This window comes from Labrenzia sp. 5N, assembly GCF_012395805.1.
GTDB classification, from domain to species: Bacteria; Pseudomonadota; Alphaproteobacteria; order Rhizobiales; family Stappiaceae; genus Roseibium; species Roseibium algicola.
This window is the reverse complement of the sequence record NZ_JAAZTM010000013.1, coordinates 132,057-152,204: the sequence shown is the minus strand read 5'-3', so window position 1 is coordinate 152,204 and position 20,148 is coordinate 132,057. Positions and strand designations below refer to the sequence as shown.

20 protein-coding genes are annotated in these 20,148 nt (G+C 60.7%); 10 read left to right on the top strand and 10 right to left on the bottom strand.

Features of this window, described 5'->3' with window-relative positions; genetic code table 11:
- Positions 1 to 72 precede the first annotated feature (72 nt).
- The 6 genes from HEP89_RS13250 to HEP89_RS13225 all read left to right on the top strand — a co-directional run bounded on the left by HEP89_RS13250 (position 73) and on the right by HEP89_RS13225 (position 6,186).
- Complete coding sequence (locus HEP89_RS13250) at positions 73 to 1,170, top strand: TRAP transporter substrate-binding protein (RefSeq protein WP_023003125.1); 1,098 nt, start codon at positions 73 to 75, stop codon at positions 1,168 to 1,170.
- Between the two features lie 452 nt (positions 1,171 to 1,622).
- Positions 1,623 to 2,126, top strand: coding sequence for a TRAP transporter small permease subunit (locus tag HEP89_RS13245; RefSeq protein ID WP_168692266.1), 504 nt, complete (start codon positions 1,623 to 1,625; stop codon positions 2,124 to 2,126).
- Entirely contained in the window at positions 2,123 to 3,673 is a 1,551-nt protein-coding gene (locus HEP89_RS13240) for a TRAP transporter large permease subunit (protein WP_062487310.1), read from the top strand. The genes HEP89_RS13245 and HEP89_RS13240 overlap by 4 nt, the downstream gene beginning before the upstream one ends.
- 155 nt (positions 3,674 to 3,828) lie before the next feature.
- The gene (locus HEP89_RS13235) at positions 3,829 to 4,536 is read left to right on the top strand and encodes an ABC transporter permease (RefSeq protein WP_168692264.1); all 708 of its coding nucleotides are present in this window, start codon (positions 3,829 to 3,831) and stop codon (positions 4,534 to 4,536) included.
- Positions 4,529 to 5,353 carry an ATP-binding cassette domain-containing protein gene (locus HEP89_RS13230; protein ID WP_209014688.1) on the top strand — a complete coding sequence of 275 codons (825 nt, stop codon included), beginning with the start codon at positions 4,529 to 4,531 and terminating at the stop codon, positions 5,351 to 5,353. The genes HEP89_RS13235 and HEP89_RS13230 overlap by 8 nt, the downstream gene beginning before the upstream one ends.
- Positions 5,350 to 6,186: a substrate-binding domain-containing protein gene (locus HEP89_RS13225; RefSeq protein WP_168692229.1), complete on the top strand. Its 837-nt coding sequence runs from the start codon at positions 5,350 to 5,352 to the stop codon at positions 6,184 to 6,186. Before HEP89_RS13230 ends, HEP89_RS13225 begins: the two co-directional genes overlap by 4 nt.
- Positions 6,187 to 6,457: 271 nt before the next feature.
- Here HEP89_RS13225 and HEP89_RS29845 read toward each other — a convergent pair whose 3' ends face one another.
- The 9 genes from HEP89_RS29845 to HEP89_RS13185 all read right to left on the bottom strand — a co-directional run bounded on the left by HEP89_RS29845 (position 6,458) and on the right by HEP89_RS13185 (position 15,100).
- A complete protein-coding gene (locus HEP89_RS29845; RefSeq protein ID WP_023003119.1) occupies positions 6,458 to 6,586 on the bottom strand; it encodes a hypothetical protein in 129 nt (42 codons plus the stop codon).
- Positions 6,583 to 7,938 (bottom strand): c-type cytochrome, encoded by a 1,356-nt coding sequence (locus tag HEP89_RS13220; RefSeq protein ID WP_023003118.1) that lies wholly within the window; start codon positions 7,936 to 7,938, stop codon positions 6,583 to 6,585. The genes HEP89_RS29845 and HEP89_RS13220 overlap by 4 nt, the downstream gene beginning before the upstream one ends.
- Positions 7,939 to 7,950: 12 nt before the next feature.
- Positions 7,951 to 9,177 carry a formate dehydrogenase subunit gamma gene (locus HEP89_RS13215; protein ID WP_055656237.1) on the bottom strand — a complete coding sequence of 409 codons (1,227 nt, stop codon included), beginning with the start codon at positions 9,175 to 9,177 and terminating at the stop codon, positions 7,951 to 7,953.
- A gap of 138 nt (positions 9,178 to 9,315) precedes the next feature.
- On the bottom strand, positions 9,316 to 9,909 hold the full coding sequence (gene fdh3B / locus HEP89_RS13210; RefSeq protein WP_006937368.1) for a formate dehydrogenase FDH3 subunit beta: 594 nt from the start codon (positions 9,907 to 9,909) through the stop codon (positions 9,316 to 9,318).
- 12 nt (positions 9,910 to 9,921) lie between these two features.
- Positions 9,922 to 12,825, bottom strand: a complete 2,904-nt coding sequence (locus HEP89_RS13205) for a formate dehydrogenase subunit alpha (protein WP_023003116.1) — start codon at positions 12,823 to 12,825, stop codon at positions 9,922 to 9,924.
- Between the two features lie 104 nt (positions 12,826 to 12,929).
- Positions 12,930 to 13,130 (bottom strand): hypothetical protein, encoded by a 201-nt coding sequence (locus HEP89_RS13200; protein WP_023003115.1) that lies wholly within the window; start codon positions 13,128 to 13,130, stop codon positions 12,930 to 12,932.
- Between the two features lie 58 nt (positions 13,131 to 13,188).
- Positions 13,189 to 13,797: a molecular chaperone TorD family protein gene (locus HEP89_RS13195; protein WP_055656785.1), complete on the bottom strand. Its 609-nt coding sequence runs from the start codon at positions 13,795 to 13,797 to the stop codon at positions 13,189 to 13,191.
- A gap of 62 nt (positions 13,798 to 13,859) precedes the next feature.
- The gene (locus HEP89_RS13190) at positions 13,860 to 14,534 is read right to left on the bottom strand and encodes a DUF3306 domain-containing protein (RefSeq protein WP_209014686.1); all 675 of its coding nucleotides are present in this window, start codon (positions 14,532 to 14,534) and stop codon (positions 13,860 to 13,862) included.
- Complete coding sequence (locus HEP89_RS13185) at positions 14,531 to 15,100, bottom strand: DUF3305 domain-containing protein (protein WP_208984238.1); 570 nt, start codon at positions 15,098 to 15,100, stop codon at positions 14,531 to 14,533. The genes HEP89_RS13190 and HEP89_RS13185 overlap by 4 nt, the downstream gene beginning before the upstream one ends.
- A 206-nt stretch (positions 15,101 to 15,306) precedes the next feature.
- Here HEP89_RS13185 and HEP89_RS13180 point away from each other — a divergent pair, with 206 nt between their 5' ends.
- Positions 15,307 to 17,271: a 4Fe-4S binding protein gene (locus HEP89_RS13180; RefSeq protein ID WP_168692228.1), complete on the top strand. Its 1,965-nt coding sequence runs from the start codon at positions 15,307 to 15,309 to the stop codon at positions 17,269 to 17,271.
- Between the two features lie 16 nt (positions 17,272 to 17,287).
- Here HEP89_RS13180 and HEP89_RS13175 read toward each other — a convergent pair whose 3' ends face one another.
- On the bottom strand, positions 17,288 to 18,100 hold the full coding sequence (locus HEP89_RS13175) for a hypothetical protein (RefSeq protein WP_209014684.1): 813 nt from the start codon (positions 18,098 to 18,100) through the stop codon (positions 17,288 to 17,290).
- A 44-nt stretch (positions 18,101 to 18,144) separates the two neighbouring features.
- On the opposite strand from HEP89_RS13175, the gene HEP89_RS13170 reads away from it, so the two are divergent.
- Genes HEP89_RS13170 through HEP89_RS13160 form a run of 3 tightly spaced genes read left to right on the top strand, consistent with a single transcriptional unit; the run spans position 18,145 to position 20,148 of the window.
- Positions 18,145 to 18,339, top strand: a complete 195-nt coding sequence (locus HEP89_RS13170; protein WP_023003109.1) for a DUF6494 family protein — start codon at positions 18,145 to 18,147, stop codon at positions 18,337 to 18,339.
- 1 nt (position 18,340) lies between these two features.
- Complete coding sequence (locus HEP89_RS13165) at positions 18,341 to 19,450, top strand: Mrp/NBP35 family ATP-binding protein (protein WP_168692227.1); 1,110 nt, start codon at positions 18,341 to 18,343, stop codon at positions 19,448 to 19,450.
- Complete coding sequence (locus HEP89_RS13160; RefSeq protein ID WP_055656245.1) at positions 19,447 to 20,148, top strand: biotin/lipoate--protein ligase family protein; 702 nt, start codon at positions 19,447 to 19,449, stop codon at positions 20,146 to 20,148. The genes HEP89_RS13165 and HEP89_RS13160 overlap by 4 nt, the downstream gene beginning before the upstream one ends.

Below are 20,148 nucleotides of genomic sequence, written 5' to 3'. Positions count from 1 at the left end.
AGGTTGATATCGGGGAAACAATCAAGCACGGCGGGACACTCCGATCCATTCCTTTGACTGAGGGGTAATACCATGAAAAGACGTGATTTTCTGAAAGCCGGCGCCACCGGCACAGCCGCTGTTGCGGCCTCCACCCTGGCCGCACCTGCCATTGCGCAGGATGTGCACCAGTGGCGCATGGTCACCGCATGGCCGAAGAACCTGCCGGGACCGGGCGTCGCTGCCCAGATGCTGGCGGACCGCATCACCGCATTGTCCGGTGGCCGCATCGAGGTGAAGCTCTTTGCCGCCGGCGAAATCGTCCCGGGCAACGGTGTGTTCGATGCCGTCGGCCAGGGCACTGCCGAGCTGTACCATGCTGTACCCGCCTACTGGGGTTCCAAGTCCAAGGGCATCCTGCTGTTCGGTTCGCAGCCTTTCGGTCTGACAGCTCCCGAACAAGCCGGCTGGATGATCCACGGCGGCGGCCAGGCTCTCTATGACGAGATCTATGCCCGCTTCAACCTGAAGCCGTTCCTGTGCGGCAACTCCGGACCGCAGTGGGCTGGCTGGTTCCGCAACGAGATCAACAGCGCCGACGACCTGAAAGGCCTGAAGTTCCGGTCCACCGGTCTTGCCTCCGAAATGTGTTCCAAGCTCGGCATGGCGGTTCAGGCCATGAGCGGCCCGGCCATGTTCCAGGCGCTTCAGTCCGGCGCACTTGATGCGGGCGAGTTCATCGGTCCGTGGACCGACAGCGCGCTCGGCTACTACCAGATCGCCAAGAACTACTACTGGCCGGGTGTCGGCGAGCCGTCTTCCGCTGAAGAATGTGCCGTCAACCTGGAAGCCTACAACGCTCTGCCGGACGACCTGAAGGAAGCCGTGCAGCGTGCCTGCGCCAGCCTCTACAACGACGTTCTGACGGAATACAACACCAAGCACGCCCAGGCACTGACCCAGCTGGTCAACGATCACGGTGTGATGGTGAAGAAGCTTCCGGACGACGTCATCGTCGCAATGGGCAATGCCGCCGGTGAGGTGATCGCCGAACTGCGTGCGGACGAAGACGAGCTGGTGAAACGCATCACCGAGAGCTTCCTCGCCTACCGCAAGCTGATGCGCGAGTACATGCCCTATGCCGACAACGGCCAGATGAACGCGCGTATGCTCGACTACAACTACGACTGATCGGGTTGACGTCTCACATCGGGGAAATCTGTTTTCCCCGATGTGGTGGCGTTTTATCGCCCTGTCTGTCGTTGTCCCATTGCGAGCCCCCGGGATCCATTTCGGTTCCTCTTCGCGTCAGAATTCGCTTCGGGGAAACGGCATGCCCTGCAGGGTCAAGTCTTATAAGGATATTGAGGTTTGGGCATCTGTTTTAAGCCGCTTGGGAAGATGGACGGCAGGGGACAAGTGGCGCCTCTATAGAAATGGAACGGCAATGCCCTCCACTTGTCATCCCCGCGCAGGCGGGGATCCAGTAGTCACCGGCGCCCATGCTTTTTACAGGGGCTGCGGCGTACTGGATCCCGGATCTGCGCTCCGCTCCGTCCGGGATGACAAGCGTCGGGATGCCCGATCTCAAGTTCAGGCAGGCAGAAAGCCTTGAGGGGCAAAAGAACCGGGAAGCTACTTTGATGGAAAAACTGGCGGACGCGCTGGAGCGTGTCAATTCGGTAATAGGCAACACGCTGTGCTGGGCGGCGCTTCTGATGTTGCTGCTGCAATTCACGATCGTGTTGCTTCGCTATGTCTTTGGCTACAGCTTCATCTTTCTCGATGAAGGCGTGCTGTATTTCCACGGGGCGATCTTCATGCTCGGCGCCGGGTACACCTTCCTCGTCAATGCCCATGTCCGTGTCGACATCTTCTATGCCAGAAACAGCGAGCGCGCGCAGGCATGGATCGATATCTTCGGCCATCTGTTCCTGCTGACACCGGCTCTCGTCGTGCTGATCTGGTTCTCCTGGCCGTCCGTGCGCGGCAGCTGGGCCATTCTGGAAGGGCCGATTTCCGTTGGCGGCATCCCTGCCTCCTTCCTCCTTAAATCCCTCATTCCCGCCTATTGCGTGCTGCTGCTGATCCAGGGTGTGGCCGCCTTCATCCGCGATGTTCAGAAGCTGAAAGGCGTCAGCGCATGAGCCTGCCTCTCGATCTCATCATGTTCGGCGCGCTGATCGCCTTCATTCTGCTCGGCTATCCCGTTGCCTTCACCATCGCGGGCGTCGCCACGGGCTTTGCCCTGCTCGGCTGGATGATGGGCGACTTCAACATTCAGCTCATGGGTGCCATGGGCCAGCGTTTCTTCGGCGTGCTCACCAACCCGGTCCTGACCGCAATCCCTCTATTCGTCCTGATGGGCGTCATTCTGGAAAAGAGCCGCATCGCAGAGGATCTGCTGGAAACAATGGGCCGGCTCTTCGGCCGCATGAGAGGTGGTCTCGGTGTTTCGGTGATGCTGGTCGGTGCCCTGCTCGCCGCGTCCACAGGCATTGTCGGGGCAACGGTGGTTGCCATGGGCCTGATCGCCCTGCCCACAATGCTGCGCAATGGCTATGACCCCAAACTTGCCTCCGGCATGGTCTGTACCGCCGGAACGCTCGGCCAGATCATCCCGCCGTCGACGCTGCTGATCATCCTGGCCGACGTCATGTCCAATGCCTTCCAGCAGGCGCAATACGCGCAGGGCAAGTTCACCATCGAGACGATCTCGGTCGGCCAGACCTTTGCAGCCGCCATGATCCCGGGTCTGCTGCTCGTCGCCGTCTACTGCGCCTACATTGTCGGCCGGGCTTACCTGTTCCCGAATGATGCGCCAGCGATGTCGGAACATGTCGACCAGCCGTCAGGCCGGGAGATCGCTGCCGCCATCGTGCCGCCGATCCTGTTGATCGTTGCAGTGCTCGGTTCCATCCTCGGCGGCATCGCCTCGCCCAACGAGGCAGCTTCCGTCGGTGCCGTGGGCGCGATCCTGCTGGCAGGCCGCCGTCTCGGGGTGTCCTCAAAGCTCATCGTGCTGGCGACAGCTGCGCTCCTGACGCTTGCAATTGCCGCATCGATCCTGCCGATACGCCTGCAACGCTCCGATGTCACGGCCGGTGGCTACGTTATCGCCGCTGTCTATGCGGGGCTGGCGCTGTTTTCCCTGGGCGTCGTTCTGCACATCCTGAGGAAGGCTTTCGCGGACGGGCTCCTGAAAGCTTCCATGCTGTCCACGCTGACCGTCACCTCGATGATCTTCGCCACCATCCTGATGGCCAGCTTCTTCTCGCTGGTCTTCGTCGGTCTTGGGGGGGAAGACCGGGTCCATGACATCCTTCAGGAAATGCCGGGCGGTCCGACAGGCGCACTGATCTTCGCGATGCTGTTCGTCTTCGTGCTGGGCTTCTTCCTGGATTTCGTCGAGATCTCGGTGATCCTGCTGCCGGTTCTGATCCCGCCCCTGATCCTGATGGGCATCGACCCGATCTGGCTGACGGTCCTGATCGCGATCAACCTGCAGACCTCGTTCCTGACCCCTCCCTTTGGCTTCTCGCTGTTCTATCTGAGAGGCGCGGCACCGAAGGAAATCACAACGGGCCAGATCTACCGCGGCGTCGTTCCCTTTATCATCCTGCAGATAGTCGCCGTCGCCATCCTCTGGACCTTCCCGATGTTCGCCACCTGGCTGCCCCGCTGGCTGTATTGAGGAGTTTCTCGGCAAGCCGATAAAATTCACGATCTACCTAAAAAAGCCACAGCACCTTCCGCTGTGGCTTTTTTGTGCGTGTCCATGTCGTACATGAGTTTCATTCTTTGGCATTTTACGTTATTTTTTCCCATAGAGAGGGAGAAATGACAGGAATGGACAGTTTCTGGGGGGCATTTGCTGGAGCCCTTGGCCTGGTCGTCGCGCTGGATCCGGATCTGATGGAAATCATCGGCCTGTCCATGCGGGTCACGCTTACGGCTGTCGTTCTTGCCTGCGTCATCGGCCTGCCCCTCGGCGCAGCGGTCGGCACTTTCAATTTTCCCGGAAGAACGCTCGTCGCCGTCATCTTGAACGCGCTGATGGGCCTGCCGCCTGTCGTGGTCGGCCTGCTTGTCTATCTCGTCCTGTCGGCATCCGGTCCGCTCGGGCCGCTGCGCCTGCTCTACACACCGACTGCCATGATTATCGCGCAGATGGTGCTGGTGACGCCCATTGTCGCCGCGCTGACACGCCAGGTAATCGAAGACCTCAACAGGGAATATTCCGAGCAATTCGCATCGCTCGGCGTCGGCCGTTTTGATCGTCTGGCAGCCATGCTCTGGGATGCCCGCTACAGCCTGCTGACAGTCGCGCTGGCCGGTTTCGGCCGTGCGGTTGCCGAAGTCGGAGCGGTAATCATTGTCGGTGGCAACATCAACCATGTTACCCGCGTGATGACCACGACCATCGCCTTGGAAACATCCAAGGGCAACCTCCAGCTTGCCTTGGCGCTCGGCGTGATCCTTCTGATGATCGCCTTTGCCGTGAATGCCGGTGTCATGGCCCTTCGGGCCTCAGCTGCGAGGGCCGCCTATGCGTGACGCAGCTTTCGACACACCAGGCACTGCCTCCACGATGTCGCGCCGTAGCCCGGCAATGCACGACCCCCTGCTGGATGTCAGAAGTCTCGGCTTTTCGGCGGGCGGCGAAAAACTTCTGCACGACGTCGATGTTGCCATCCGGCGCGGTTCACGCACGCTCATCATGGGCCCGAACGGAGCCGGCAAGAGCCTCTTGCTGCGATTGATGCACGGTCTGCTTCAGCCGCAGGAAGGCGCTATCCTGTGGGAAGGCGGCCGGATGGACGCCACCGCCCGTCGCGCGCAGGCTATGGTCTTCCAGCGTCCCGTGTTGCTGCGCCGCTCGGTTATCGCCAATCTCAAGTTCGCACTGAGCGTTCGCGGCCTGCGGGGCAGCGAACGCGCCGACAAGGTCAAGGCCGCGCTGGAAACGGCGGGCCTCAGTCATCTGGCCCGGCGACCGGCGCGCGTCTTGTCCGGCGGCGAGCAGCAGCGCCTGTCCCTGGTGCGCGCTCTTGCCTGCGATCCCGAACTCCTGTTTCTCGACGAACCTACTGCCAATCTCGACCCGGCCTCCACTGCCGCGATCGAGTCCCTGGTACTGGAAGCCAACGCCCGCGGTGTCACCGTTGTTCTGGTGACCCATGATACAGGCCAGGCAAAACGCCTCGGTGAAGACCTCGTGTTTCTACAGAATGGCACCGTGGTCGAGACAGGCCCTGTCGAAAAAGTGCTGGCCAACCCCAGAAGCGAACCCGTTCGCGCCTGGCGGGACGGCAGGCTTTACCTTGGACCCAACACCCAATCCCTGAATGATTACCCCGGGAGGAAAAATTGATCAGAAGAGCATTTCTGGCGCTTGCTGCCGCCGTCCTGACGACCGTATTTGCCGGTCAGCCGAGTTTTGCGGAAGACAAGTTCATTGTCGTCCAGTCGACCACCTCAACCCAGAATTCGGGCCTGTTCGACTATCTCCTGCCCATCTTCCAGGAAAAGACCGGCATTGAGGTCCGCGTGGTTGCGGTTGGCACAGGTCAGGCCATCAAGAACGCCGCCAATGGCGATGGCGATGTCCTGTTCGTTCACTCCAAACCATCCGAAGAAAAGTTCGTTGCAGACGGTCTCGGCGTTTCCCGTTCCGACGTCATGTACAACGACTTTGTCATCGTTGGCCCGGCAAATGACCCTGCAGGCGTCGCCGGCTCGAAAGATGTCGTAGAGTCCCTGAAGAAAATCGCCGATGCGAAGGCCCCATTTGCCTCTCGCGGCGATGACAGCGGCACCCACAAGGCGGAGCTTCGCCTGTGGAAGGCCGCCGGCATCGACCCGAGCGAAGGCTCTGGCGACTGGTACCGTGAAACCGGCTCCGGCATGGGCGCTACCCTCAACACCGGCACCGGCATGGGCGCTTACGTCATGACCGACCGCGCCACCTGGATCTCCTTCGGCAACAAGGGCGACTACAAGGTTGCCGTTGAAGGCGACCCGATCCTGTTCAACCAGTACGGCATCATTCTGGTGAACCCGGAAGTTCATACCCATGTGAAGGCCGATCTTGGCCAGCAGTTCGTTGACTGGGTGCTGTCCAAGGAAGGCCAGCAGGCTATCGCCGACTACAAGGTCGACGGCCAGCAGCTGTTCTTCCCGAATTCGGACAAGGGCTCAAGCTGAGCCCGTCTGACCGTCTTCTCGCTTTCCGAGTGAGTGGAGCCAGATAGCAATCTGTGTCGCATGCTCCGCTCAAACCTTCCCCCTTCTCACGCGAGGAGGGGGATTTTTTTGACCTGATCAAGGCCAAATGGACTTGCGTGGAGTTTCAAGGTCACCCCGCGGCGAAAGGCCAGTGCGCCGCACACAGGTACCGCTCATGAGCTATCAAAAGCTCATGTGGAAAAGAATTAGCGGCAGGCGTCGCCTGTTTCCGTCGAATTGCGGGTAATCGTTATTCCCCCAAGCGCACGGACGGGCTGGACGTGAAGTCGGCGCTGGAAAACCGCAGGTGTTCCAGAACCTGGTTGGCGCCGATGGCAATCACGATAATGGCGGCAAACGCGATGAGCATTGTTTTCATTGTGTATCTCCTTCGGATGGCGCCGTCGCCGATTTCAGATAGTCGATCAGATCGTCACGGTCTTGCTGTTCCACAATCCGCTGCATCGGCATCTTCGACCCTGGAATATAGTGATCCGGGCCGTCCAGGAACAGTTGATCGATCGTCGTTTCCGACCAGACAATATCAGATCCTGACAGGGTCGCCGAATAGGGGTAGTCCGGAATAGTGCCCGCACGCCGGCCGAAGATGTTGTGAAGCGTCGGCCCGGCCTTGCGCGCGGTATCGCCGGTCAGGGCGTGGCAGATCGAGCATTTGCGCGCGAACTGCCGTTCGCCGTTGGACATTTCTTCCGGTTTCTTGAGGAATTGCGGTGTCTCGGTTGCCATCGGATCGAATGTTGCAAGATCCGCAAGGGGCCATGAATAGACGATGTTCTCGATGCCGCCCGCATGCAACACATCGCCGTCCTTCGAAAAGGCAAGCGCCCAGATCGGACCTTTCAGTGCAGCCCGGAAATCCGTTTCAAGCGCCCAGGACGTCGTGTCGAACACGGTGATATATCCATGACCGTCACCGGTCGCCAGACGTGAGCCATCCGGACTGACCGCCATGGCCAGTATGGGCCGGCGCTCGAAAGTGAAGTCATGCATCCGTTCGCCGGTTTCGATATCGACGATCCGCGTCACTCCGTCCTGGGAGCCGTAGGCAATCCAGCTCTCCCGGTCACCCTCACCGCCGATGGCAATGACATTGATGCCGAAACCATTGCGATCTACGACCCGCTTTTCACTTTGCGTTGCCAGATCCCAGAGCTTTATCGACCCGTCGACCGACGCTGAATAAAGCTGGCGCCCGTCCCTTGAAAACGCGACCGCATTCACCCCGGCTGCATGTCCGGCAAGATAAGCCGGCTCGCCGCCGGCAACCGGCCACAGTCCCACACGTGCATCCCAGCTTGCGCTGGCAATCGTCGTCTTGTCGGGAGAAACCGCAAGCCCCATGATCTTGGCCGTGTGCCCTTCCAGAACCCGGTTCGAGTTATCGCGGGTGTTCCAGAGAATAAGCTCGTTGTCGTCTCCGCCGGACACCAGATGGCTGCCGTCCAGAAACTGAACCACCTTGACCGCCGCCGCATGGCCCTCAAGCCATTGCGGCACCCGGTCTTTCCAGATGCCGACCGAATTGTCGAAGCTGGCAGTGGCCACCTGCCCGGTCTCAAGGGAAACGTCGATATCCATGACCGGGCCGCCGTGGCCCTTCAGGGTCTGGAAATCGGCGCTCCCGGCTGCGGAGACCAGCGTCAGAAGGAAGCCGGCAGCGGGCCCGAAGACCCGTGCAAGCAACCATACGGGATCCGGCTGAAACGGCATGTCACGCCGGGCCTATTCGGCGGGAACCGCGCTGTCGCCGCCTGAATGTTTGGCGGCTTCGCGCTTTTCAGCTTCTTCGACTTCCTTCACCCAGAGGCCGTGGTGCTCCTTCGCCCACTGCAGTTCGACCTCGCCGGAGCCCATGGCATCATAGGCGCCTTCCATGCCGATGGAACCGATGTAGATATGCGCCAGGATCAGCGCCATCATCACGAAGGCCACAATGGCGTGCCACAGCTGCGCAAACTGCATTTCCTCATGCGGTGCAAGCGCGGTAGGCAATGTACCGAGACCCACCAGCTGCGGCAGGCCGAGTGCGTTGAGCTTTTCGAAGGTGACCGCAAACATCGGCATTTCGAACGGGAACAGCAGCGACAGACCGGAAACGGAGATCGACGCGCCCAGGACGATCACCCCCCAGAACACCAGCTTCTGACCGAAGTTGAATTTCTTGGCCGGCGGGTGCACGCCCTTCTTGAAGAGCCCGCCACCGACGGCGATCCATTTCACGTCGGTCTTGTTCGGGATGTTGTGTGCGACCCACATCACGAACACCATGATCAGGCCAAGCATGAAGGCCCAGGCGACGTTGTTGTGGATCCACTTCGAGAAATGCGCGACGGGCGCGAAGGCGTCCTTGCCGATCATGGGGATGATCACAAAGCGCCCGAAAAGCGTCAGCAGGCCGGTAATGCCAAGCAGGACGAAGGATCCCGCAAGCAGCCAGTGCCCGAAGCGCTCGATCGCCTTGAAGCGGGTGATGGTGCGGCCGGTCTTCTCGCCGTCGATGCGAATACGGCCGCGAATGAGATAGAAAAGGGCCAGCAGCACGATAGTCCCGCCGAGCAGCCAGGCGCCGTAAGTGGCAAGCGGACCCTTGCGCCATTCGAGCCAGCGCATGCCGCCATCCTGCATCAGAACGGTTGCTGCAAATCCGCCCGAAGAGACTGTTACATCCGCGGAGCCATACCGCAGTGCCCGCCAGAGCTCCGGATCGGAGACACCGCCAAGTGTCCCGAGCTGTGAGGAAATCGACGCCGCGTCGTCCGGATCACCGGTATTGTTGCGGCGGAAGTCGTAGTCGACCTTCTCGCCACGCTGGCGTTTCATGATGTCTTCAAGCGTCTGCGCACCACCGGTCGCCGACCGGTCGGCGGACGTATCCTGTGCAAACCCTGTCCCCAGACCTGCACCAAGAAAGGCCAGAAGAACAAGCAAAGCCATAGTCACGCGTTTCATGACCGCAAACCTCATTGTCGATTACAACCGGAGACGAGCGGGGCGGCTGTAAAGCCGCCCCGCCTACGTTTCTTTCAGGCATCTACCCAAGCGTGACGGGCAGTCCGGCGTGCCGGTCTGCCCTCACCCCGCAAGGGATCAGCCGCCTTTCTGGCCGTAAGCGGTACCCCAGCCCCAGGCACCCGAGCCGAAGCCGCGGGCAACCACACGTTCGCGGTAGATGGCCGACACGACGTCGCCATCACCCGCGAGCAGGGCCTTGGTGGAGCACATTTCCGCGCAGAGCGGCAACTTGCCTTCCGCGATACGGTTGCGGCCGTATTTCGCGAACTCTGCAGTGGAGTTGTTTTCTTCCGGACCACCTGCACAGAAGGTGCATTTGTCCATCTTGCCGCGCGATCCGAAATTGCCCGCTTGCGGGAATTGCGGTGCGCCGAACGGACAGGCGTAGAAGCAGTAGCCGCAGCCAATGCACAGGTCCTTCGAGTGAAGCACCACGCCTTCTTCGGTCTGGTAGAAACAGTCCACCGGGCACACCGCCATGCAGGGTGCGTCCGAGCAGTGCATGCAGGCCACGGAGATCGACCGTTCGCCTGGTTTGCCATCATTGATGGTCACCACACGGCGGCGGTTGATGCCCCACGGCACTTCGTGCTCGTTCTTGCAGGCCGTGACGCAGGCATTGCACTCAATGCAGCGTTCGGCGTCGCAAAGGAACTTTGATCTTGCCATTTGTCGTCCTCCTTACGCTGCCGAGATCTTGCAGAGAGTAGCCTTGGTCTCTTGCATCTGGGTCACCGAGTCATACCCGTAGGTCTGAGCGGTGTTACAGCTTTCCCCAAGCACATAGGGGTCTGCACCCTTCGGATACTTCGACCTCAGGTCCTCGCCCTGGTAATGACCGCCGAAGTGGAACGGCATGAAGGCAACGCCTTCGCCGACACGTTCGGTAACCATCGCCATGACCTTGACCTTGCCGCCCTCCGGGCCTTCGACCCAGACCTGTGCGCCGTCACGTACCCCGAGATTGTTGGCATCCCGCGGATTGATTTCGACGAACATGTTCTGCTGGAGTTCCGCCAGCCAGGGGTTCGACCGGGTTTCGTCCCCGCCGCCCTCGTATTCGACCAGACGGCCGGATGTGAGGATGATCGGGAAGTCCTTGGAGAAGTCGTTCTTCTGGATCGACGCATAGAGTGTCGGAACGCGCCAGAACGACTTGTCGGCATAGGTCGGATAGTCCGCGACCAGATCCCGCCGGTTGGTGTAGAGCGGCTCGCGGTGCAGCGGCACCGGATCCGGGAAGGTCCACACAACAGCACGCGCCTTGGCGTTGCCGAACGGGGCACAGCCATGGGCGATCGCCACGCGCTGGATACCGCCCGAAAGGTCGGTTTTCCAGTTCACGGTGCCGATCTTGTCCGCAGCGCCGGCAACAGTCTCGATCGACTGACGCTCTTCGGCCGTCAGGTCACCATCCCAGCCGAGATCGATCAGCATCTGCATGGTGAACTCGGGATAGCCGTCCTGAATGTCCGCACCGGGGTTGGAGACGCCTTCCGCCAGAAGGTTCTGGCCATCACGCTCCACGCCGTAACGGGCACGGAAGCACAGACCGCCTTCAGCGACCGGCATGGACATGTCGTAGAGATTAGCCGTTCCCGGGTGTTTCATCTCTGCGGTGCCCCAGCACGGCCACGGCATGCCGTAGAACTCGCCGTCGTTCGGACCACCGACTGCACGCAGCGTGGTGCGGTCGAAGGTGTGCTGGTTCTCCATGTGCGACTTGATACGCTCAGGCGACTGGCCGGTGTAGCCCACCGTCCACATGCCGCGGTTGAACTCGCGTGTCAGGTCCTCGATGTTCGGCTCGTCCCCGTCCATGCCGATGTTGCGGAAGAGACGGTCGTCGAAACCGAACTTCTTGGCGAACATGGCGATGATCGTGTGGTCGGGCTTGGATTCAAACAGCGGTGCAATCACCTGTTCGCGCCACTGCAGCGACCGGTTGGAAGCGGTCACCGAACCACGGGTCTCGAACTGGGTCGAGGCCGGCAGCAGGTAACAGCCGTCGGTGCGGTCGTGCAGGATTGCCGAAACAGTCGGATAGGGATCAACCACGACCAGAAGGTCGAGCTTTTCCATAGCCTGTTTCATTTCCGGCAAACGGGTCTGGGAGTTCGGGGCATGGCCCCACAGCACCATCGCACGGGTGTTGTCCGGCTGTTCCAGGTTTTCCTTGGCTTCAAGGACACCATCGATCCAGCGGCTGACCGGGATACCGGTCAGGTTCATCATGGCCTTGTCCTTGCCGTCCGCACCCTTGATGGTGCCGAAGCGGCCTTTCAGCCAATCCAGATCTTCTTCCCACACACGAGCCCAGTGAGCCCAGGAGCCGGCGGTCAGGCCGTAATAGCCCGGCAGCGTGTCGGCGAGAACGCCGAGGTCGGTCGCTCCCTGCACGTTGTCGTGGCCACGGAAGATGTTGGTGCCGCCACCGGCGGTGCCCATGTTACCAAGCGCCAGCTGCAGGATGCAGTAGGCACGGGTGTTGTTGTTGCCGTTGGTGTGCTGGGTGCCGCCCATGCACCAGATCACGGTGCCCGGACGGTTGTTGGCAAGCGTCCGCGCCACGCGCTTCAGCTGGCTTTCTGGCGTACCGGTGACGCGCTCGACTTCATCGGGCGTCCATTTGGCGACTTCTTCGCGGATCTGGTCCATGCCCCACACGCGGGTGCGGATGAACTCCTTGTCTTCCCAACCGTTTTCGAAGATGTGCCACAGAATGCCCCAGATGAGGGCAACGTCCGAACCCGGACGGAAGCGCACATATTCGTCGGCATGGGCCGCGGTGCGGGTGAACCGCGGATCGCAGACGATCAGCGGTGCGTTGTTCTGTTCCTTGGCGCGCAGCACGTGCAGCAGGGAGACGGGGTGTGCCTCCGCCGGATTGCCGCCGATGATGAAGATCGCCTTGGAATTGTGGATGTCGTTGTAGCTGTTGGTCATGGCGCCGTAGCCCCATGTGTTCGCTACGCCGGCAACCGTCGTGGAGTGGCAGATGCGGGCCTGGTGGTCGACGTTGTTCGTTCCCCAGTAGCCTGCAAACTTGCGGAAGAGATAAGCCTGCTCGTTACTGTGCTTGGCCGAGCCGAGCCAGTAGACGCTGTCCGGACCGCTTTCTTCGCGGATCTGCAGCATCTTGTCGCCGATCTCGTTGATCGCCTCATCCCAGCTGATCCGCTTCCACTCTCCGCCTTCCTTTTTCATCGGATATTTCAGGCGGCGCTCGCCATGAGCGTGTTCGCGGACGGAAGCTCCCTTGGCGCAGTGGGCACCCAGGTTGAACGGGCTGTCCCAACCGGGCTCCTGCCCGATCCAGACTCCGCTGGAAACTTCGGCGATAACGGTACAGCCAACGGAACAGTGCGTGCAGATCGACTTGACGGTCTTCACGGCATCGCCGGTGGATTGTGCCTTGGCTTTGGTGACCGTTCCTCCGGTCACGGTAATGGCGGCCAGGCCGCCTGCGGCAAGACCGGATCCCTTAAGGAACGTACGGCGGTCTACCGACTTGTGTGCAGCGTCTTTCAGGATACTTGCACCTTGGGGGCGTCGCGCAACCCCATTGGTCTTTTTCCTAAGCATATTGCCCTACCTTGCTTGTATCAGAACCTGATACGGCTGGGTTATTTGTGAACCGGCGTCCGGGCGTCACGCAACCATGGCCGGGGAAGTCTCACAGGGTCCAGTTAGAACCGGGCGCTGTCGTAGTAGGCACGGGTATGAACCGTGTCCTGCATCTTGTCGGAAGCCAGGTCCGGTTCAGCCGCCTCAGCGGTGGTTCCGGCGGTTACCGTGGTCACGGCAACCGGGGCAGAAATCGCCGCCAGCTTCAGGAAGTCCCGGCGGCCTGTACCCTCTTCGGGGCTTGCCGTTTCGGGTCGTTTCATTGTCGCATTCCTCCTCTCGCAGATGGATGGCCAAGCCACCCCATTTCAGATGCAACCGTCAGTTCGAGATCATGTCGAAGCCCTGTGCCTCGATTTCCATGAACTGGCGCCCCAACGATCCGACAGCACCATAGAACACCGATGTTCCAGCCGCTTCCAGATCAGTGAAGAAATGTATCGCCCAGGGTTCCACATGGGCGTTGAAGAAACTCTTCTGTTCGCTGAGAGACGTCACCTTGCCGAAACGGCCGAGGATCATCCCCGCCATCATCTCCATCAGCGATGCGATGTTGTCTTCCGGCTCGTGCTTGTCTTCAGCGCGCTCGATCCCGCGCTCCGCCATGTCCTGGCGCAGCTTTGCGAGAGGCTTTTCGTTGAGGAACCCCGTCAGATAATAGCTGGCGTATGGCAGCAGTTCGCCGCGCCCGAGACCGACGAAAAGGGCATTGAATTCACGCTCGGCCGTCTCCGGCGTCGTCACTGCCGCAATTCTGGCAAGCACATTCAGAGCATTGCCCAGGGGCGTGTCACCACCCTGCAGGCCCGCAATCTGCTCGAGCAGTTCGGCTCCGGCCGGGCGCGCAAGCACCAGTGCCAGAAAGTCGTACAATTCGGACCGGGCCTGATCTTCCGGTTCGATAATGAATTCCCTCGCCACAACGGCCATTCGAGCCTTTTCCTCCCACACGCGCGGTGCTTTTCTGGCGCAAAACTTCTTAGACTTTAGTATTAATCAAAGTCGAAACGCATTCGGCGCCGTTTCGGCAGGCGCTCTTCTTCGGTTTCGACCAGTGCTGTTTCATCAGACACAATAGTTCCAATTTCACTAATTTGCACCTTCTCGTCTCTTTGCGTCAATCGAATAGATGTTTTTCCATTTTCGACATAATTATGCTGCGCTGCAGCAAGTTGTTCCGATTGCGTCGCAGCAGAATCACTTTGCCCGGAAAGTACTTCACCTTCTCCGGCCTGCGTAGCGTCCGAGTTTTCGTCCGGCTCCGTTTCAGAGATTTTTTTCAAGAATCCACGACCAACTTCATAGGCGGTCTTCACCACCTGACCGGCGGTCGATGCATCGGTAAAATCATCGTCATAATCGTTCAGGCCATCGAGATTGGCGAGAACGGGGTTGGACAGCCACAAACGGCGCAATGCCCTCCGGCGCAGACGCTCCGGCACGGTCTTGGCCAGGAACTTCGTGAAATCGTCGTCCTTCTGCAGGCTGTCGGGATCAGGCAATCCAAGTTCTTCCAGGATTTCCGCATCGGTCTTTTCTTCCAGCTCGACCCGTTTCGCGGTTTCAAGCTCAGCGTCCCGGCGCTCGACCTCCGCGGCTTCGGCCTCACGAACCGCAGCCTTGCGCCTTGACCAGAAATCCATTGGCTTGTCGTCGCCGGAGTTCACTGCAGTGTGTCCTTCTTGCGGGTGCCGGGCGCCCGGTAAACGTCGGCAAGCTGCCGGATGCGTGGATCACCGATGCCTTCTTCCTCCAGGTCGATCCGGTGCTTGTCACGCTGGCGCTTGTAGAAGATTTCCTCTTCGTGGTGCATGTCAATGAATTCCCGGACCCAGGCAATCAGCCCTGGCGGCATTGGCACCTTCTCGACAAAGACCTCGGCGGAATCCGCGTAATCCAGGCCTTCATGGGCAGATGCTGTCATGTGCAGCACCTCAATGGGGATCGCCGGAGCCAGCTCCGGGGCAGCCCGCATCACAACGTAGACGGAGGGAACCTTGTCGGACAGGGCAATCAGATAGGCTTCGGTCTGGGTGTGATGCAGCTCCAGGCTCAAGGTCGTCGCATGGTATTCGATCGCATCGCCTTCGGCCCGCAGCATTTTCCAGTCCGCAGGCGCGGCCCCCGGCAGCAGGGACACCGGCAACCAGGTCCACTTCTGCCAGCGCGTTACGCCAGGCAGCCTGCGCACCACAACCCCGACCGGCATGACGCGCGTTCTTTCCCTAGTCACGAACCACCTACCTCCCCGTCCGCCGGTTCAATCCGACTCTGTTTTGATGTTACGTAAAATGCTGTAGCAAGCGACATAAATTTCAAGCCCCGCAGAAGTCGAACTTGACGCGCGCCTTTCAGCGCCCTTGTTATGGGGTTCGGTATTGTCTGACAAATCACAAGAGAATCGGTTTCGGACGATCCGGGGGAGAGGACGCGCACACAATGACGCAACCAAGGCTTCTGCTTTGCGATTGCCTGAATACACAGGCTATTGACGCCGGGCTTATCGAACAGGCAACGGGACTGACCTGTTCGAAAATCCACACGCAACTTTGCCGCGGCGAAGCAGCGCAGGCTGCCGAAGCGCTTCAGGCGGGCAATGTCATCATTGCGTGTCAGCAGGAACGCCAGGCATTCGAGGATCTGGCCGCAGACCTTGAAGCGGACGAACCTCTTTTTGTCGATCTGCGCGACCGAGCCGGTTGGACCGCCGACACCCGCAGCACGTCTCCCAAGATGGCCGCGCTGCTCGCCGAATCGATCTTGCCGACACCCGGTGCAAAGGTCGTCGACGTTACCTCGGAGGGCACCTGCCTCATCCTTGGCGACAGCGAAGCTGCGCTTACCGCAGCAGACCATCTTTGCGAGCTCCTGAGCGTTACAGTCATTCTCGACCCTGCCGACGAATTGCCTCTAGCCGACGACCGGCGGTTCGACATCGTGCGCGGCCGGGTGACAACAGCAACCGGTGCGCTTGGCCACTTCAAGGTCGGTTTCGATGCCCTGCAGGAACGCATTCCCGGCGGACGGGGCGCGTTCAACTGGACAGACTCCAAGAGCGGCGGGCGCACGGAATGCGACATCGTGCTGGACCTCCGCCGGGGGCAGCCGCTCTTTCCCGCACCGGAAAAACGGGAAGGCTACCTGCGCGCAGACCCGGGCAATACGGGCGCGTTCACCAAGGTGCTTCTGGATGCCTCTCAACTTGTCGGCACCTTCGAAAAGCCGCTCTACGTTCGTCTGGACGAGCAGCTCTGCGCTCACTCCAGAGCCCGCAAAACAGGCTGCACGCGCTGTCTGGATCTTTGCCCAACCGGTGCCATCAGCCCCGGCGGCGACAGTGTTGCGGTCGATACGATGGTCTGCGCCGGCTGTGGAAGCTGTTCGGCAGTCTGTCCGTCCGGTGCCATCAGCTACGATGCTCCTCCCGTCAGCCACACCTTCCAGCGCCTGCAAACGCTGGCGGCAACCTGGCGCAAGCTCAGCTCCGACGCACCGCGCCTGCTCGTTCACGACAGCAGCCACGGCGCAGAACTGATCCGCCTGGGCGCGCGCTACGGCAAGGGCTTGCCGGCAGATGTCATTCCGCTGGAGATGGAAGCCATCGCCAGCTTCGGCCATACGGAAAGCCTGGCAGCACTTGCCTGCGGCTTCGCCGACGTGACCGTGTTGCTATCACCTGCCACCGAAAAGGAAGGCATGCCCTTCCAGGCCGAACTCTCCAATGCGATCGCAGGCGAAGACCGCGTCTGCCTCATCACCCCGTCCGATCCGGACGAGCTGGAAGAAATCCTCTACCGCGAACAGTCTCCGGTGACCGCGAAGCAGCCGATCCTGCCCCTTGGCTCCCGCCGGCAAATCACGCGCCTTGCCGCCAAAACGCTCAACGAGCCGGGCAAGGTCATCCCGCTTCCGGAAGGAGCCCCCTATGGCTCGGTTGTCCTTGACCAGGACGCCTGCACGCTGTGCCTGTCCTGCGTGTCGCTCTGCCCGTCCGGCGCCCTGAAGGAAAATCCCGATGCGCCGCAGCTGCGCTTTCAGGAGGATGCCTGCCTGCAGTGCGGCATCTGCACGACAATCTGCCCGGAAAAGGCCCTGACACTGGACCCGAGGCTGGATCTTTCGGACGACGCATTGCGCGCCAGGGTGCTGAAGGAAGAAGAACCGTTCAACTGTGTTGAATGCGGCAAGCCATTCGGTGTCCGGTCAACAGTGATGAGACTGACGGAAAAGCTCGCCGGCAAACACGCCATGTTCCAGGACAACAAGGCCATACAGCTCATACAGATGTGCGACGACTGCCGTGTGAACGCCGTCTACCATTCGGAAAACAACCCGTTCGCCTCCGCCGAGCGCCCACGTGTTCGCACGACGGACGACTACATCAGCAAGCGGCGCGATCATTGAACCGCATGAGACAAGATCACTGGTACTGTATGGGGGCTCCGAGGTCGGCTGGCGGAATGCGGGAAACGAACGCAAGGATCGCTTCGAGTTCTTCAAGCGTCATTTGCACCGGCACGATCGGCGATGGCCGGCTAATGTCGAAGGGTTCGGTAACGCCGTCGATCACCGTGAAAGCGGGATGCGGATTGAGGGCAAAAAACGCCTCGAACCGCATTTGCCAGTCGGAGAAACTGCGCATCACCGCGAAGGAAGGCGATGAACCGATGGTCGTAAGGCGCGTCGCCTCGTTGACCATGTGGCACCGTCCGCAATGGAGAACGGCCAGTTCCTCACCCCGGATCGCATCACCCGACAGGACGACCGGACCATCGTCCTCCACCTGTTCGAGCGCTGCGGTGAACACCTGCTTGCCGTCTTCCTCGAAAGCATCAACCGTGCGCCTGCCGATATCCCCGGTCAGCCAGTCCCGAAAGCGGATCGCGTGTTCGTTGGTTTCCTCATGGGTCATGAGGAACCAGGTCTTGCCAAGTCCGGAGAACACGGCAACTCCGGAAGTGCCTTCCGAAAGACTGAGTTCGGAGGATTCCGTGTCACCCACGATTTCGATGCGGATCCCGGTCTTGAGCGAAAAACGCGGCAGCAGATACTGGAGGAAGCCGGTTTCCGCAATCGCGTTCGGCACGCCCATCCGGAAAGACCGCGATTGCGCGATCCCCGGTTTATGGAACAGGATGCCGGCCGACAGGGCAACGGCAAGAAATATCAAGGCACGGCAGCCCACGCGCTCCTCCCTCACGTTGCTGGCCAGATCCGCTAGGGTAGGTTTCAATCGGGCGAGCCGTCAATGTGCGCCGCATTCAACAGGAGAATAAGATGAGCGAAGATTTCAACATGTCCATGCGCAAGTTCCTGAAGCAGGTCGGTGTGACCTCGCAGCAGGCGATCGAAAATGCGGTGCGCGAAGCAGGCCCGAATGCGGGAAAATCCTTCAAGGTGAAAGCTGTCGTGACGATCGAGGAACTCGGTCTCGAGCACGTGGTCACCGGCGAAATCGAGGGGCAGGACTAACGTGTCACTGACGCGCGAAACCGCCCTGTCGGTTCTGAAGACGATCAAGGATCCCGCCTCCGGCGAGGACATTGCCGCCTCGGGCATGATGCGGGCACTGCAGGTCAATGGCGGTACGGTCCGCTTCGTTCTGGAGATCGACCCGCGGCGCATGGCCGAGATGGAAGTTCTGAAACACGAAGCGGAAACAAAGCTCGAAGCGCTGGAAGGCTGCGAAAGCGTCAAGGTGATCCTGACGTCCCATGCGGACCAGCCGGCCGCGCAGGCCGCCAAACCCGCAGCGCCCAAACCGTCCGAACCGCAGCCGATCCGGGCGAAACCGCCAGCACCGGGCACAACCGGGCCGCAGAAGGTGCCTGGCATCGACCGGGTGATCGCGGTTGCCTCGGGCAAGGGCGGCGTCGGCAAGTCGACCGTGGCTGCCAACCTTGCCTGTGCGCTGGCCGCCGAAGGTCGCAAAGTGGGGCTTCTGGATGCCGATGTCTATGGTCCGTCGCAGCCCAAGATGCTTGGCATCTCCGGCCGGCCGACCTCGCCGGATGGCCAGATGATCCTGCCGCTGCGCAACCACGGCGTCACCATGATGTCCATCGGCCTGATGACATCTGGCGACGAGGCAGTTGCCTGGCGCGGGCCGATGCTGATGGGTGCTCTGCAGCAGATGATGACCCAGGTGCAATGGGGCGCGCTCGATGCGCTGATCGTCGATCTGCCGCCCGGCACCGGCGATGTCCAGATGACACTTTGCCAGAAGTTCGCCGTCGACGGCGCCATCATCGTTTCGACACCGCAGGACGTCGCCCTGATCGATGCCCGCAAGGGCATCAGCATGTTCAACCAGATGCAGGTTCCGCTTATCGGCATGATCGAGAACATGTCGACCCACATCTGCTCCAACTGCGGTCATGAGGAACATGTCTTTGGCCATGGCGGCGTTGCTGCGGAAGCGGAAAAGCTCGGGGTTCCCCTGTTGGCCGAGGTGCCGCTGCATCTCAACATCCGCCTTGCCGGCGATGGCGGCACGCCGATTTCGATCAAGACACCTGAAGCGCCGGAAGCTTCCGTGTTCCGTCAGCTCGCCCGAACTTTGATCGCGGAGGGCAACGCATGAGCGAAGTGCAGTTTCCGCCGCTTTTTCAGGGCGAGGCACTGACCGGACAGGCAGATCCCTTCGAACGTGCATTGGCGCTTGCCATCACCGGCACGGACCCTGGAACAGTCATCTATAACCTTGGCGGGGAACGTCTGCGGGCGGCTCTGATCTTTGCACCGGAAGTCCCGCTGGAGGAGGCCATGGCCATCCTGCCCGTGTGCGGCCTCGGCTTTCAGGCAGCGCTCGGCACGCTCGCCCCGCCGGAAGTGGCAGTCCACCTGGAATGGGATGGCCGGATTCGCGTCAACGGCGCGGTCTGCGGGCGCATGCGCGTCAAGGCGTCTACGCAGGATCCCGAGGCAACCCCGGACTGGCTGATCCTCGGCCTGGAACTCAGCATGACAAGCCGGAAATCAAACCCCGGCAAGGATCCTGACCGAACCTGGTTGTCCGAAGAAGGCTGCGGCGAGATTACCCCCGACCAGCTTCTGGAGTGCTGGGTGCGCCATAGCCTTTACTGGCTCAATCGCTGGCTGGACGACGGCCCGCGCCCCGTCCATTCCGACTGGCGCGGTCTTGTTCCGACGCTGGGTGAAACGGTGGAGGTTGACGGAACCTCCGGCACTTTCGTCGGTGTCGATGAAAATTTTGGTATGTTGCTGAGAACGGGCGAGGACACGACCTTGATCCCGCTTTCCAGCCGTCTTGAGGGATAA